Below are 15611 nucleotides of genomic sequence, written 5' to 3' on the forward strand. Positions count from 1 at the left end.
TTAGACCCCTCGCCTATGCACGTGCGTGTGGCTAGCATAACGAGGTTACTCAAGTTTCGAGGAAGCCTGCCGTAAGCACCGATACGGACAGACACAGAAAACGCCCCACTTCATCCTCGCGGATCAGTCGGGCGTTTTCTCATACAACTGTCCCGATGCCAAGATGGCCTCGTACACAGTTCTTCCAATCATGTTTCCCAGCGCTGTAGCTGTACCCGCATAGCTGTACAAGCGGCCGCGGCATGTCGTGGCGATGAGCACCGCGTCCGTGGTCGTTCCTGTAGCCGGAAGACCGTCGACTTCAACGCCTAATGCCTGAAGCGCAGCCGCCTTGGCTTCGGTCGCGGTGATGACCGCGTTGACCATCGCGGCATCGGTTAATTGCCCCTCGATAACGACAATGGTATTTATCGTACCGGGATAAAGCGAGGCGGCAGGCACTTCGGCCCCTGCCCTAGCTTTGTTCCCGAGACCTACCGTGACCCATGCACAAACGTGCAGGGGATTCGTCTCGTTCTCGACATCCGCTGGGCCATCTCGCGTCCAAGTGAGCGAACTATACCCAACATCCTTCACCCAAGCTGCCGTTAGCATACCAGCCGTTTCCCGAGGATTCAACCCTTCCCTTTGGATGAAATCGTCCATCTCACGAAGGGGATCAGCCTCGTTATAATGCCTATGTACCTGCCTATTCATCAACGATCGAAACATCCCGAATCCTCCGCCCCATGGCGAAGAATTCAAGGTACGCATCGGACTATCGCTACGGATTAGCACGTAACTGCCATATTCGGAATTCACCAAATCCATCTGGACTCCGGTGATGGGGACCCTATTCTGATTCATCCGCAGCATCATCCGGTTCAATCAATTCTTGCGGAAGCATATATTCCGGTGGCCGTTCAGCTTCATAAGGTTGATACACATAGCTGCGTGCAAGCTTGACCACTCTGCGATTTTTTTTGCGGATTAAAACACTATCATCATCCCAAGCGACAACAATGCCGCGGACATCATTCCTTGGGCTAACATCGCGAATCACGCGAAGCAATGTGCTTTCAACACGATAAAGATCCAACTGATCTTCTGTTATCATTACTTTTACCTCCAACCATCCAGTTTTACTCCTTAAGCATACACCAATTCCTGCCCAAGTTGAAACATTACATAAATCCGCTAGATCAGGGTTACCTTAATCATGACGAAGCAATAGAACGCCATATAACCTTGGGGGTTTTCATATTGGACAAAAAAACGTATTACGTGAATGTCGGGACAGGTGAAGTATTGGAAGACAGGACCGCGCTCAATTATGAATTTGAGATTTCCGCTACCGATGAGGAATTTGATCAATTGATGGAGCTCTTTGAAGAGACAGATAACACGTCCCAAGCCAGCTATGCGACCTCTTGGCTGCCTTTGTCGGTTTATTACTCCAATGAGACCAATCAAGAATATGATTATTATTTGACGGAAGTGTATCGCACCTTGCATCGATTAGGGAATGAACAAACCAAAAGGCATATTGAAAATATGAATATATTAAAAAATGGTGTCTAACGAGATCTTTCTTGCGGGCTGCCCGTATAACAGGATAAACGACTTCGTCGTCCTTTTAGGACAAGCGCGTTTGTCAAGGTAGGCTGAGTTTTCGCTCGATCAAAACATATTTGTCAATGAATTACTGCCCTGTAGTTCCTCGTTGAGGAGAAAGGAATCGTTGGAGGCGTTCATTTCCCTCCGTAGAGTTTGTTAAGAGCCCAGTGGGAGCGAATTTTGGCGGAGGGAGCATCCTCATAGGAGAGGTAAGCTGGCTGGCCGCATACTTAGAGAAACTACAAGGCGCCATTCTAACAAATTAAGCCCGTTTCCTCGTTCAAACGGAACTGCAGGGCCTTACTCGACCGCCTAACCCTGATTTCTTCAAGAAAACGGACAAATAGAGGACGTCAGTTCCCCTCAAGGAGCGCTGGAGTGATAGCAGCGACAGTGACAACTATGTTGTATTTTGCCGCAACCATTTGGCCGTATAGAGGCCTCACTTCGCCTCTATATTGCACTCAATACAACGATTGTTGCATTTAAACCGCTTACACCCCCCCTTTTGCAACAAATGGTTGTATGATGTGCAACGAAAGACCGGAATCGCGGTCTGACCACACCATTTCGTTGCATGTAATGCAACATAGCCCTTCAACTTTGCTGTACAGCCGTCGCTGAGCCTTCGCTCAACCCCCAAACATATAAATTCTTAACTATTGAAAAAAGGCCAACGAATCCATAACGGATCCATTGGCCTCTTGAATTTACATTAGCTTACATGTTCCTTGGAATCATTCGTTTCAAACCAGAAATCAAGGACCTTGCTTGACATGACACGCTTCTGAATATATTCCACTTGCGCTGCGGAAAATTGCTGTTCCCATTCAATGGTCAGCTCTGTGCAGAGCTTCACGATCGTTAACAACTCAGACCAAGCGACATAGCGTTTGTACCAGAAAAATTGAGGATGTTCGATCATATACGGATATAGATCATCAAATTCTGTATGCTTACAATCAAGAGCACGTTCAAAATGTGTTTTGGCTTCCCCAAGCTTTGTCATGAAATATTCAATGGAACCATTTTCGATACCCATAGATGTCAGCCTCCTCTCTTACCTTGTAACCATTATAATGGATAATTGGCAATCAGGGAAGTCAAAGACTAGATGTAAAATCAGTCAAAAGTGATTTGCCCGTTCTCTAGCGAGGCAATTCTTGCTAACGATTCCACCCGAATGCCGCGTTCTCGAATCGAGCTGCCGCCGGATTGGAACGATTTCTCCACCGCAATACCGACACCGACGAGTTCAGCCTCCGCCTTCTCAATAATGCGAATTAAGCCGCGAGCCGCGTCCCCATTGGCAATAAAATCATCAATAAGCAGCACACGTTCACCTTTATGCAGCAAATGCGAGGAGACCATAATGTCGGTCACAATGCCCTTGGTAAAAGAAGGCACACGCTCGCTAAACGTATCTTGATCCATTGTTAATGTCTTCTTGCGGCGTGCAAAAATCATTGGGATCTCAAGATGCAATGCGGTTGTAAAGGCAATTGGGATACCAGAGGACTCTACGGTTAACACCTTGTCCGGCTTGGTCTCTCTGAAAAGTCTTGCAAACTCCCGTCCCATCTCCATGGTCAAAACCGGATCCACCTGATGATTAAGAATGGCATCCAGCTTAAGTACTTTATCCGATACAACGACACCGACTTCTTGGATCCGCTGCTTTAACAATTCCATGATACTGGCCCCCTTAATCCTGTCTATTATGAGTAAGTTACCATAATGATGAAGTAGGTTTCAAGTCCCAATTTGCGAATATCGCTCTTGAAAGTGAAACTTTTCTTGCCGAATAGGTGTCTATACTTATACAGGATTTAACTTTTTCGAATTTGTTTTAGAAATGCTCACATTTAGGCAGCAAGATCCATTGAGATTGATAACCCGATCGCAGTATGATTAGTAATATTCTTTTTAAGACAACTATTCGGCAGAAAGGAAAGATGATGATGAACAATGCGATGAGACCCGTCATGCTTGGCTTTGTGCCTGTTGCATTTTCCTTGCTTATCGTAGCTGGCTGCCAAGAGTCATCTGCTCCTTCCGCTCAGCCTACTATAGATCCATCGGTTCATGTTCAGAAGCAGAATCCAAGCACAACCCCGGTTAGCACGCCTGCCGTGCTGGCTGTAGAAACTCCAGCTGCTTCCTTGGCACCGGAGGATACGATAGCCAAGCATGAAGCGCAAGTTGCAAACACGAACAAAACGGACTTATCGGATCTGCCACAGAGCTCTTCAAGCGCCAAGCCAACATCCAAACCGCGGGTGAAAGCGGAAGATGCTTACCAGCAAGAGAAACCGACCCTAATGGGCTTAAAGCTGGGAACGAGCAAAAATCTAGTGCTTGACCGATTCGGCAAAGCCAAGAAACAATTCGTTATGGATGAAGACGATGATGCGATTCAGGTTTACGATTTTGGTGATTTCTCCGTTGGCTTTAATGTCAAGGATGCCCTTGAATTCGTGGATGTACACTCCACGGATATTGATCCGGGACTTCGCGGCCTGCACCTTGGCCAGAAAGTAGAGGATGCCATTAGCATTCTCGGAAAACCGGATTCCAACACAACCTACGTGCTTTCTTACAAATCACAGGGAACGCTTCTGAAGCTCGATGTAGACCCCAATGCCAACACGATCCAATCGATTAAGCTTTTCGCAGATCGTTAATACCGCTCAACAAACCGAAGACCATACCGTCATCCATAGGATGGCAAGTATGGTCTTTCTTTGCGTTCAGATCGCTCTTCTTTTCCGAAAGCGGAAATAAATCACCGCTCCTATCGCAGCCACAACTACGAGAATAATGAAACTGACACCCATATATTTATGAATCAAATTGAACAAGCCATCCAAATTGCTGCCGATAAAATGGCCCAAGGTCAAGAAGGTCGTACACCACAGCAGCGCCCCTGTCCCCGCATAGAGCATGTATTTGTAGAATTTCACTCCGCTTACTCCAGACAAATAGCAGGTGAAATGGCGGACTCCCGGCACGAAATACCCGAAGAATACGGTCCACAGCCCATATTTATGAAACCAGCCTTCCGCTCTTTCGATCCGGTCCGGCGTCAATTTGAACCATTTTCCATAGCGGTATAAGAAAGGCTTGCCCACCCGGTGACCAATGAGATAACTCACAATCATCCCCGTCATCGTACCTGCATAAATCACTATTAACGTTGTCCCAAACTCAAAAGGACCTCCAGGCGCGGTCAACGAGCCCACGAAAGCCATCAACGTTTCATCCGGTATAGGTACGCCAACGATGCCGGCAGACAACAAAATGTACAGAGCAATGTAGCCATAATGTCCAATAAAATCATAAAGAGCTTCTTTCACAAAAGACACACTCCCAATTTCTTACGTCTTTCTGTTCCTAACCATTTTATCAAAAATAAGGGCTTGCCCCAAGTTGCAGTCATGCTACTGTCTCCGCGAACATACCTTGTACTATACCAAACGAAAGAAAGCGGGGCAATCCATGCGAAAAGGGTCACAGATCGTCCGTATTGCCTTTACCTATATCGGGACTGTCGTTGGAGCAGGTTTTGCTTCCGGACAAGAGATTTTGCAATTTTTTACGCGCTACGGATGGATAGCTTCATTAACAATCGCTTTGTCCACCCTCCTATTTATATGGATTGGCATCAAACTCATGCTAATGGCTCATACATTAAAAGCAACATCTTATGAGGATTTGAATCGGGTCATTTTTGGGCCGAAAATAGGAAATGGGATCAGCTTGTTTACGATGATTGTGCTGTTCGGAATCACAACGGTTATGCTTGCCGGTGGCGGAACAGTATTTGAGGAGCAACTTCACCTATCCTATCAAACTGGTCTTTTGGTCACCTTGGTTCTCTCCTATCTCGTTTTATCACGAGGAATTGGCGCTATCATGACAGTCAACTCGATTGTCGTTCCTATCATGCTGCTTTTTAGCGTGGTAATCGTCGTTTATACGTGGCATTCACCGTCTTCGGGAAACTGGCTGAGGATCACAACGGATGATTCGCTTGGTAAAATATGGTTTGCCCCGTTTCTCTACACAGCCTTCAATTTGGCCATGGCGCAAGCCGTTCTGGTGCCGATGGGAGCTTCCATCACGAAGCGTTCGGAGCTTTACTGGGGCGGCCTTATTGGCGGGGCAGGCATTGGACTGCTGCTCCTCTCCGCCCACTATGCGCTTTCAGCGCAAATGCCTGGCATCGCACAGTATGAGATTCCAATGGGGAATATCATTAACAGGCTCGGCTCCGCTCCTCAGATCGCCTATTTGCTCGTGATCTACGGAGAGATTTTCACGACATTTATCGCTGATGCATATGGCTTGTCCTTGCAGCTGCAGCAACGTACCAAATTAAACCCTAAGCTACTGCTGTTTAGCATCTTAGGACTTAGTTATCTCGTCAGCCAAATTGGTTTCAAAACGCTTCTTGCCGCTCTGTACCCTGTATTCGGCTTAATTAGTGTTGTCTGGCTCGTGCTCATGATCTGGCGCAACCGTAAACGTACGGTGTAGAACGCCGGTTTGTGCGAAGCCGAGAACGACGATCAAACGAACCATCAACAAGAGCATCCCCATCGCGCATAAAATAAGACCGGTAAGCAAATAGGAGAAATGAAAAGCAGCTGTCGTCGCCGTTTGATCGCGCAAAATCGCGAATAGTTGAGCTAACAATAACAGCAAACCACTGATAAACAGTCCGATCACCGTATAATCCATCACTGTCCAACGCGAAAAATAGCTCACCGCAATCTCCACTTGGCTCAAAGCCTTTGGCGCTGCCGCCTGCTGCCGCCAAAGCTGATGAATCATCCAAGCCGTGTAAATGGCGACGCCCGTTACAAAAAGACCTAACAACCCGCCAATTATCGCTAATAGCATATTCATGCCTAAGTCCCCCTTCTGAATTGTCGACTATCCATGCCGCAGACCGTAAATGAGGATAAGCGTCAAACCAAAGCAAAGAACCGGGAGCGCATAAAGAAGGGGAAACAGCATCCAGCTTGGGAGATTCATCGCTGGTTTCCATAGAAGCTGAAGCCGCCTTACTTCAGCTTCCTCCGGACTTTCTGCAGGCTTAAGTGATTTAACGGATAGCGCCTCGGCTGCCCCTTCGTTCCACTCGATCTTCCCTTTTTTCCAACCAACCTGGTATCTAATTTCACGGTGTTCTTTCTTCTTCTCGCTTCCTGGCTCCACTTTGATTCCTCCAGCTTTTTTCTTCAACTTATATGAGTGTGAACCGGTTCTCATGCCATGCAGGACAACCGGCTTACAAGTTTATTAATTGATAGTTGGGAATAACGCGTGCAGCCGCATCCCTCACATGCCCGTGGCACGTAAACAACAACACTTGATGCCTGCTGCTTAAGTCAGCGAGCACACGTAGACAACTCTCCATCCGTTCCTCATCGAAATTGACCAAAATATCATCCATGACGAGTGGTAACACGGCTTTACCGGCGTATTCTTCCACAAGCGCAAAGCGCATGGATAGATACAGCTGCTCCGCAGTTCCACGACTCAGTTGACTCGTGTCCACGGACTGTCCATTGGATCTAACCGCAACAAGTCGCTGTTCTCCAAACGGCGCTTTGACATGGGTAAATGCTCCATTCGTCATCCTGGTCAAGTAATCGGATGCTCGTAAAAGCACACCTGGCTGCCGTTCCTGCTCGTAAACTTCACGCGCTTTCTTCATGAGCAAGGAAGCAAAAGATGCCACGGCATACTGATCTACTTGTTCACGAATCGAAGCCCGGTAAGCTTCGGACTGAAGTTGGCCGTCGGCTTGCTCAGAGCCTTGCTCCAGCTGTTCGATGTGTGCCGTCAGTTTACCAGCCGCTTCGCGGAGTTCGTTCGTTAAGGCTGCCGTTTCCGCCATCTGTTGTTCAATCGTCTCCAAACGGTAAGCGATATCGGCTTCCCCTTGCGTCTCCAACAGCTCCGTATAACTGGCAAGTGACGCACGGCTTAGCAAAGCCTCAAGCGAAGATTCCAACAGCTTCTGTTCATCGCTTAACTTCTTGCGCTCTTCCTGCTCTCTCTCCTGCAAGCGCAGTGCTTCGCCATCTTCGGCAGACGCTTCCTGCAGCAAGATCACAAGCCGCTCACGCGTGCGCTGCTCAGCAGCATCGAGAAGCTGCAGCTCTTCAGCAACCTCTGCATAAAGCGCTTCGCTATGCGTTCTCGCTGCAAGCAGCCTCAGCTGCTCTTGCTCCTGCTCTTTCCAGCGTTTGAGCGCAAACAAAGGCTCTTGCGCTGGGGATAGTTGAAGCCGCATTGCAATAGCTTCTTCATACTGCTCTACACTTTGAAGCAAGGCCGCAAGCCTTGCTTCCAGTTTATGGAGTAGGCGGAGACTCTCCTGCCCCTGCTCAATCGCCTGAATCGTTTCCATCGCGGCATCAGGGGACAATCGCCCGCTTAAGCCGAGGGATACGAGCCAACTGCTCCAATTCCTATGAAGCTGCTCAGACTCCGCAACGTGCTGTTCATACACAATCCCTCGCTGCTCTTCTTGGAGTTGAAGGGAGTCGCGCATTTCCTTCGCATCTTGCAGCTTGTCCACCTTGCGTTTCTGCTGATCCAGCTGTTGCTTGTTGTGCTCAGCTTCTCTCAGCCAGGCATCCAATTGAGGCTGAAAGCTATGAAGAGCGTACGCCTCCGCACGGCTTCTTGGCTGCGAAGCGTGCAAAGCGGATGCTGCCGCAGCTTCGTTAAAGCCCATCTGCGTCTGACTGGATCTCATGAATGCAGTGATTTGTTCCTGCAAACGGCCTTCCAACTCAAGAAGTTCACGAGTGGTCGCTTCATTCGGAGAGGGCTCCTGGCTAGAGGACGCCGTCATCGTGCGGGAAGCCCTACGATCCGAACCTGATCGGTCGCCGAACTGGATGAAGAGTGCCGCCCCTGCAAATAGCAGGAACGCACAAACAGCTATTGCCCAACTGCTCTGCCAAGCCAGCAGAATTGGAACAATAATCGCCAATGCGCCGAAGAAAAGCACCATTCGTTTTCGTAGCTTCCGTGAAGCCGCTTTCCCTGCCTTGGCGGCTTCCTCCAGGCTGAGCTTGTATTGGTTCTGCACAGCTTCCCGTTCTTTGTGATGCTGAACTTCCCTGATCAGCAGCTGCCACTGCGCGTAATCTCTTTCGATTCTTTGCAGCGCCGTGCCGGGATCAATCCCTCCTGGAAACGAGGGGGATAACCGAACATCGGCTTCCAAGATGCGAATGCTATCATCCACCCGCAGAAGCTGCTGTTCCAGGCTTTCCAGCTCGGTTCGAACACGCAGCTCATCCGCCCGGCACTTGTGGAACTGTTCCTTGTAGGATCGAATCTGCTCGCGAAGGGAGATGGACACGGCAAAGGCGCCAAGATCCATCTGACCTTCCCCGTCTGCGCCGTCTATTTGTTTCAGCAGTCTGTCGATCTGCGCGCGCCCGTGTTCTTGTTCCACGCGCAGCCCGTCCAAACTGCGCTTCTGTTCTTCATACGTGGCTGCTTGCTCCAGCCAATGATTCAGCTCCGTCTGATGTTCAAGCACATCAGGCTGGATGCGGATCGCGCCCAGCTGATCCGCAAGCGTCTGCTGCCGCAGGCTGAGCCTAGCGCGCTCCGCATGGAGGCGCTCCAGCTCCGCCTCGAGTGCGTCCAGCCTCGCCGAGGCGCGCTCGGGGAAGCCAGCCAGCTCCGGCAGCGCCGCGAGCTCCTGGCCGATCTGCCGCAGCCGGATCCATCCGCTGCGCGCCTTGCCGGCCAGGCTGAGCCGGAGCTGCTCCGCGCGCAGCGCCTCCTGCTGCTCCTCCAGAGCAGCAATGCGCTCCTCCGCGGAGCGGCGCTCTCCCTGCAGCCGATCATAATCGGCTGCCAAGTCACGGCTGCGGCGCAGCGACTGCTCCAGACCCTCCAGCTCCTTCAGGAGACGATTCATCTCCTGATTGCGCCCGCGGGGTCTGTACAGGCCGTCGGCCTGCGCCGTCAGCTTGCGCTCGGCTTCCATTATCGCCGAGCCGCTTACACCAAGCCCAGCGCTATATAGATAGCCGCTGAGCTCGTCCGTCTGCAAGGTGCGAAGCTCCTGCAGCTCGGTTAAACCAAAAGCGAACAAGCTGCGGAAGAGGTCGGCCGATAGGCCGCCCAGCAGCGTGTTCAGCAGTTCTTCGCCCCCGGTGGTGCCATCACCGAGGGTAACCTTGACGTGCCCCGCAGAGGCACGTTTGCCGCCTGCGGCGGGCGCGTCGTAGCGCTCGACGCGAATGAGCTGACCCTGCTCATCCTGCAGGGTCAAAGCGCCGCCATGGGCGCCGCCGCCCAGCGGCTCGTAGCGTTCCGACCGGTTCTGCCGGGTCGGGAAGCCGAACAGCACCGCGCGGACGAAGCCCATGAGCGTGCTCTTGCCCGCTTCGTTGGCGCCGTAGAACAGCGCCAGCGGGCTGTCTGTATCGAGCTGCCGCTGCCGCAGGCTGCCGAAGCCATCTACCTGGATGGATACGATCTTCATCCAGGCCACCCCCCTTCCGCGGACAGGAGATCCGCGGCCATTTCTTCTGCGGCGCGCAGCCATTCGCGCAGCCGCTCGGGATCCGCCGCAGCCGGATCGCCAGCAGCCTGCGGCAGGTTTTGCAGCGCGGCGAGGGCTTCGCTCGCGAACACTTGCAGCGCAGCGTCGTCCGCGCGCAGCGCTGCCGAAATCCGCAGGAGGTCGCCAAGAAAGCTCTTCTCCTGCTGCAATGCCTCCAGATCGAGCCTACTAGCCGTTCGGTCCTCGATCGATTCGATCCAGACGAAACGGCTGCGGTCCGCTTCGTCCGACCGCAGCTCAGCAATCAGTTCTTGGAGCATCCGCCCTTTGCGGAGCATGCTGGAGACTGCGCTTCGCCCTTCCAAAACGATACGGACGACAGCATCGCGTCCGTCTGCTTCAAACCTGGCTCGTTCAAGTTGGTCCCCAATCTTGTCCTTCAATTCTTGCTCCGTCTGCACGCCTGCAACAGACAGCCGCATCTGGAACCAGCGCACCTGATCCAGTGCGCGAAAGATGAGATCCGCTCGTCCATTGTCCGACATGTCAACGATATAACAGCCGCGCGGCCCTGTTTCCCGGATATTTCTCCCCTGCAGGTTACCCGGATACACAATTGCCGGCTGGTCATGAAGCACATTTCTTGTGTGAACGTGGCCCAAAGCCCAATAGTGCATACCCGCTTTCAGCAAATCTTGCTTGCTGCATGGCGCGTAGTTATCATGAGCCGGGTCACCGTCAACATTCGTATGTAAAAGCGCAATTTGAGCCGCATCTTCGCGTCCTGGCTTAAACTGCAGCGCCAAGTTCTCCATAACCGCCGCACTGCGATAAGAAATCCCATGAATCTGGGCGATGACGCCGCGATCCGGTTTCGTTACCGTCAGCGTCTCGACTTGATCGCACGCAAAAAAATGGACGTCTGCCGGCCAAACCAGCTTTGCGGCGCGTCCATCCTCCGGATCATGATTTCCATGAATAATATAAGTAGGGATTCCTTGCGCAGCCAACTGCTCCAACGCTTTCTGAAAGCGAATTTGTGCGCGAAGGGAACGATCCGATAAATCGTAAACATCCCCGCTGATAAGTACAAAATCTACCTGTTCTTGGACAGCTGCCACTACGAGTTCCTTGAGCGCACCGAACGTCGATTCTCGCATGCGCTCACGAACGCGTTCAGGCAGCGCCGACATGCCTTTGAACGGGGAATCCAGATGCAAGTCGGCGGCATGCATAAACCGCAGTCGTTTCATGTCTCTAACGCCTTCCTGCTTTAGCTATTTTCGTTCTGATCTTCTTTCTTTTCTGCTGTAGGATACTGTTCCACTATGTGATAACTCTCATAAACACTTTTCAGTTGGCGAAGAACACGGTTCAATGAGTAAGTTTTCTTCGCTTTTTCCCACGCGGTACGCGCCAGATTGTATCGGAACGTTGGATCAATGACCACCTTCTCCAAAGCGTGGCTTAATGCCATTGCATCTCCGACAGGTACCAGCAAACCGTTGTGTCCATGTTCAATTTGCTCTGCAATCCCCCCGACATCAGTCCCAATCAGAGCGAGCCAGCATAACGCCGCTTCCGCAAATACAGAGCCGAATGCTTCCGCGCGAGACGGCAAGACGAAGACATCAAAAAACGGCATGAATTCTTCCGGATGCAGCATATAGCCATAAAAAATCGTATCTTCATAAATATTATGCTGAATGGCCAGCTTCTCCAGCTCTTCCCGGCTAGGTCCATCCCCGATAATATGCAAAACAAAAGGATGCCCGCGCTTTTTCAGTTCTCCGCATGCGATCAGCAGGGTATCCAGCCCCTTGGCAGGTACAAGACGGCACACCGTAATGAATTGTGTCACTGCATTTTCATGGGAAATCGGGCGGAAACGTTTCTCATCAAAACCGTTCGGGATCACGCCAATCCGTTCGCTATCCTGCACATACTCTGAAATATATTGTTTGAACGAATTCGACACCGTAATAATCTGATCGACCTTTGTTTCCAGCTCCTCATAAATCTGAGTGAGAAACTGATGTTCCACGCCATTTTCTTTAATGCGCCCATTCAATACAAGCTCTCTCTCGAAGCTGGAGTGAATGGTCAGAATCACCGGTGTTTCCGGATAAATCTGCTTCATCGCCATTGCCGCAATCGGGTGATGCGCATGAATAATGTCATATTTCTTGGTCACTCGCAGCTTCGTCCACCAAACATAATCCTTGTAAGTCTGAATGTATTTATCAACGATTGGGTTACCGGCATACTTCCGCCAATCGAAAGTGACGAATTCCACTTCCTCTGTGCCTTTATTGCGAATGCGTTTAGGCAGCGAAAATAGTTCCATTTCCCATCCCTTTTTATTAAATCGGTCCAAAATATAGGGAACCATGGATGACACCCCACCCGGTTGTTCCGGGGGGAAAAATAATGCTTGCAAGATGTTCATTGCATGAGCCCCTCTCCCAAAGCCTTGAGCTTTACCTTCTTATTGTAACTTGTGCGCGCCGAATATAAAAGAGAACAACATTAAGCCGCTTGAAACGATTCTATCCCTCTCTCCCATTTTCCTTTATAATAGAATCACATCTTGTCGAAAAATAGGGATTTTGGGGGAACGCATGAAAGCTGTTGATCTCTTGTTCGGTGATTTAGCTTCATTATTATCGCATGTTATTGTATTGGTTATTGTGACACTAATGTTTGTGATTTCACTACGCTTGTTTCTCGATCGCCGTAAAAAAGGCTACATGTCGATGACCTTCTCCGTTATCTTCGTCGGCATTCATTACCTGCTTAAGATATACGTCTTGCTCACGGCACTGGATACAAGCTTAACCGCGTACGTATTGTTAATGCTCAAAATCGTATCCTTCGTACTTTTGAATTTTGGAGTTTATCAATTATACAACCGAACGCACCGTAAACAGTACATATTTTTTTATGGTTTGATTATTATGGGATTCGTTGTCTCAATTCTTCATTTTAGTGTGCCTCAAATGTACAGCGGCACGCCTCAACAGGTCCGGCTGCTGCAAGACATTGCCCTGGAGCTTTATGTTTTTGTGCTAATCTTCCTGTGCTTTTACATGATACCTCCTTACATTGGTCAACAAGCGAAGTATCAATGGGCGCTTACCGTCTTTTTCTTGATCCAAACCTGTCATTTAATCAATGTCTATATGTATGGCAATGAACAGATTTGGCTCACCCTGGCTGGCAATCTTTTGCCCATCGTCTTTTACTTTTTATTATTTATTCTGCTGTTTGATCGTGTCGTTGAGCTGATGCAGGCCATCTATAATTCATCCATCACGGACGGACTTACTCGCCTGTATAACCGCAAATTTTTCTACAATCGTGTTTCGCAGTATGTCGGGAGACATCTTCCTATATTTATTTTGTTCAGTGACATTGACAATTTCAAGAAACTGAATGATACAAAGGGTCATCAGATGGGCGACGATGTGTTGAAGCAAGTGGCTCAAATTATGAAGGAAGAAGCCGAGGAATGCGGCATTGCAGGACGTTACGGCGGGGAAGAGATGGTTGTGATGGTAACGGATCCAAGTGTGAAAATGGATGCTTTCGCCGAACGCATACGCAGTCGAATTGAGAAAGAGACCATCGTAACCGCCAGCATTGGGTACAGCAAATACAAAAACGGCGTAAGCGCCGAAGAGCTTATCAAGCAAGCCGATGAAGCCATGTATAAGGCCAAAACAACAGGTAAAAACAAGGTCGTCAAATACGCCTAGAATGCGGGCTTGGAACAAGCAAAAAGCTATTCTTTATGTAGATAAAGGGTAGCTTTTTTTATTTTGCAGATTAAAATTTTTACGTTTATAGTGGGGGCTTCTGTATTCTTCAACTCTACTAGTTCTATCATAATTTGTAATTTTATTCCGTTATGTGTATGATATCTAATAGATTATTACAATATATGGAATTAGAAACATTGTGGAGGGAATCTATGAAACGTTGGATGTGTACACTAGCTACCATTGCAGTAACGGCCTCGCTGACAGGGTGTAATTTTTCGGAGAAGGCTAGCGGCTCTTCAAGAGAAGCCGGCTCGCTCAAGAAGTTGGGGAAAGACGAGAAAGCTACGATCAAAGTACTGTATTATGATAAGACTTCTTTTTACCAACAGTACGGTAATCTTTTCATGGCCAAATATCCGAATATTGACGTAGAGGTCATCTCGAATCAAGGCATTTATGGAGCAGGCAAAGATCCGCAGGAAGCGCTTATTCACCTCATCGATGAAGAAAAACCGGATGTTCTCCTTCTGAATGGCAGCGACCAACTTGAAAAATTTGCACAACAAGGACGTCTGTATGCTCTGGACGATGTCATCAAGCAGGATAAATTTGATGTGGAACATATCCTTCCAGCTACACTGGATTCGATCAGGCTCAAAGGCGAGGGCAAGTTATATGGACTTTCACCGGACTTTTACAGTCAAGCTCTTTATTATAACAAGGATCTATTCGAGCAGTATGGCATAGAGTTTCCAAAGAATAAGATGAGCTGGGAAGAAGCGATGAATCTCGCCAAACGATTCCCGACCGACGGTCAGGGCGATCAGCGAATTTACGGGTTTTCCGCCTATTCTTACATGGGAGAAGGAGTCGCCTATCAATATATGAACAGCATCGGCACAACGCTGGGTCTGTCTTTCATCGATCCTGAGCAGATGAAGCTGACGATCCAGACAGATGCTTGGAAGAAGGCTCTCCAACTCACCGTCGATTCTCTGAAATCCGGAGCATTGTACGCCCCCAAAAGTCAGACAGATTCTAATGCGCCACGCATGTATGAGGATTATCTCAAACAAAATTTGTTCGCCATGGGCAAGGTTGCAATGACGATTGACGGCAATTATATGATACAAACTCTGCAACAGGCCAAAGACGTCCTGAAAGACGTAAAGCCTGTCAATTGGGATATCGTCACCGTTCCTGTTGATCCGCAAAATCCGGACTTTTCTAACACCGTTTCCGTTTCCAATGTCTTCGGGATCAACGCCCAATCCCCCAATACGCGGGCAGCCTGGGAATTCATTAAGTATATCAACAGCGATGAGTTCGCTAGAGTCATGTCCAAATCGTCAAGCAGCCTGATGACGCGCACTACTTACTCGAAAGATAAGGATGGCCATAATCTTGAGGCATTTTATCTCCTCAAACCAAACCCTGACAAGAACTATACAGGTTTAGAAAAAATTCCAAGCAGCTTCTACCAGCCGTTCACTTTGCTTGCCAATCAAGAAATCCAGGCTGTCATCGATGGGAAGAAATCAGCGGACGAGGCACTTAAGACGATCCAAGATAAAGGACAGGAACAATTAGTGCAAGCTAAACAAGCGGACGATGCTCTGAAAGAGTCTCAGTCTAAGTCGAAATAAAACAAAAGGCTGTCTCCAAGGTCATTACATGACCCCCAAGACAGCCCTTCATTC

General features: G+C 49.3%; 15 protein-coding genes. 5 read left to right on the forward strand and 10 right to left on the reverse strand.

Annotated elements, in window-relative coordinates; genetic code table 11:
• Window positions 1-123 precede the first annotated feature (123 nt).
• Together GON05_RS33630 and GON05_RS33635 are read right to left on the reverse strand one after the other, a co-directional pair.
• Complete coding sequence (locus tag GON05_RS33630; protein ID WP_246239649.1) at window positions 124-846, reverse strand: adenosylcobinamide amidohydrolase; 723 nt, start codon at window positions 844-846, stop codon at window positions 124-126.
• Window positions 833-1096 (reverse strand): hypothetical protein, encoded by a 264-nt coding sequence (locus tag GON05_RS33635; RefSeq protein WP_157325741.1) that lies wholly within the window; start codon window positions 1094-1096, stop codon window positions 833-835. The genes GON05_RS33630 and GON05_RS33635 overlap by 14 nt, the downstream gene beginning before the upstream one ends.
• A gap of 146 nt (window positions 1097-1242) precedes the next feature.
• On the opposite strand from GON05_RS33635, the gene GON05_RS33640 reads away from it, so the two are divergent.
• On the forward strand, window positions 1243-1560 hold the full coding sequence (locus GON05_RS33640; protein ID WP_157325742.1) for a hypothetical protein: 318 nt from the start codon (window positions 1243-1245) through the stop codon (window positions 1558-1560).
• Between the two features lie 751 nt (window positions 1561-2311).
• Here the strand turns inward: GON05_RS33640 and GON05_RS33645 are convergent.
• Entirely contained in the window at window positions 2312-2638 is a 327-nt protein-coding gene (locus GON05_RS33645) for a hypothetical protein (RefSeq protein WP_079413697.1), read from the reverse strand.
• Between the two features lie 80 nt (window positions 2639-2718).
• Window positions 2719-3288, reverse strand: coding sequence for a xanthine phosphoribosyltransferase (locus tag GON05_RS33650; RefSeq protein ID WP_157325743.1), 570 nt, complete (start codon window positions 3286-3288; stop codon window positions 2719-2721).
• A 215-nt stretch (window positions 3289-3503) separates the two neighbouring features.
• On the opposite strand from GON05_RS33650, the gene GON05_RS33655 reads away from it, so the two are divergent.
• The gene (locus GON05_RS33655) at window positions 3504-4280 is read left to right on the forward strand and encodes a hypothetical protein (protein ID WP_221435294.1); all 777 of its coding nucleotides are present in this window, start codon (window positions 3504-3506) and stop codon (window positions 4278-4280) included.
• A 66-nt stretch (window positions 4281-4346) separates the two neighbouring features.
• Here GON05_RS33655 and GON05_RS33660 read toward each other — a convergent pair whose 3' ends face one another.
• A complete protein-coding gene (locus GON05_RS33660) occupies window positions 4347-4952 on the reverse strand; it encodes a DedA family protein (protein WP_181646326.1) in 606 nt (201 codons plus the stop codon).
• 142 nt (window positions 4953-5094) lie between these two features.
• Here GON05_RS33660 and GON05_RS33665 point away from each other — a divergent pair, with 142 nt between their 5' ends.
• Window positions 5095-6135 carry a YkvI family membrane protein gene (locus tag GON05_RS33665; protein WP_157325745.1) on the forward strand — a complete coding sequence of 347 codons (1041 nt, stop codon included), beginning with the start codon at window positions 5095-5097 and terminating at the stop codon, window positions 6133-6135.
• Here GON05_RS33665 and GON05_RS33670 read toward each other — a convergent pair.
• The 5 genes from GON05_RS33670 to GON05_RS33690 all read right to left on the reverse strand — a co-directional run bounded on the left by GON05_RS33670 (window position 6076) and on the right by GON05_RS33690 (window position 12596).
• Window positions 6076-6507 (reverse strand): hypothetical protein, encoded by a 432-nt coding sequence (locus GON05_RS33670; RefSeq protein ID WP_157325746.1) that lies wholly within the window; start codon window positions 6505-6507, stop codon window positions 6076-6078. The two genes, GON05_RS33665 and GON05_RS33670, sit on opposite strands and share 60 nt — an antisense overlap.
• A gap of 27 nt (window positions 6508-6534) precedes the next feature.
• Window positions 6535-6819 carry a hypothetical protein gene (locus GON05_RS33675; protein WP_181646327.1) on the reverse strand — a complete coding sequence of 95 codons (285 nt, stop codon included), beginning with the start codon at window positions 6817-6819 and terminating at the stop codon, window positions 6535-6537.
• Window positions 6820-6892: 73 nt separating this feature from the next.
• Window positions 6893-10126: an AAA family ATPase gene (locus tag GON05_RS33680; protein WP_181646328.1), complete on the reverse strand. Its 3234-nt coding sequence runs from the start codon at window positions 10124-10126 to the stop codon at window positions 6893-6895.
• Window positions 10123-11400, reverse strand: a complete 1278-nt coding sequence (locus GON05_RS33685) for a metallophosphoesterase family protein (protein WP_157325751.1) — start codon at window positions 11398-11400, stop codon at window positions 10123-10125. The genes GON05_RS33680 and GON05_RS33685 overlap by 4 nt, the downstream gene beginning before the upstream one ends.
• A 20-nt stretch (window positions 11401-11420) precedes the next feature.
• Window positions 11421-12596 (reverse strand): glycosyltransferase family 4 protein, encoded by a 1176-nt coding sequence (locus GON05_RS33690; RefSeq protein ID WP_157325753.1) that lies wholly within the window; start codon window positions 12594-12596, stop codon window positions 11421-11423.
• Window positions 12597-12768: 172 nt separating this feature from the next.
• On the opposite strand from GON05_RS33690, the gene GON05_RS33695 reads away from it, so the two are divergent.
• Complete coding sequence (locus GON05_RS33695; RefSeq protein ID WP_157325755.1) at window positions 12769-13905, forward strand: GGDEF domain-containing protein; 1137 nt, start codon at window positions 12769-12771, stop codon at window positions 13903-13905.
• A 215-nt stretch (window positions 13906-14120) separates the two neighbouring features.
• Window positions 14121-15557 carry an ABC transporter substrate-binding protein gene (locus GON05_RS33700; protein WP_157325757.1) on the forward strand — a complete coding sequence of 479 codons (1437 nt, stop codon included), beginning with the start codon at window positions 14121-14123 and terminating at the stop codon, window positions 15555-15557.
• Window positions 15558-15611: the final 54 nt, after the last annotated feature.

The sequence above is a fragment of the Paenibacillus anseongensis genome, from assembly GCF_009757995.1.
In the GTDB taxonomy this organism is placed as follows: Bacteria; Bacillota; Bacilli; order Paenibacillales; family NBRC-103111; genus Paenibacillus_E; species Paenibacillus_E chondroitinus.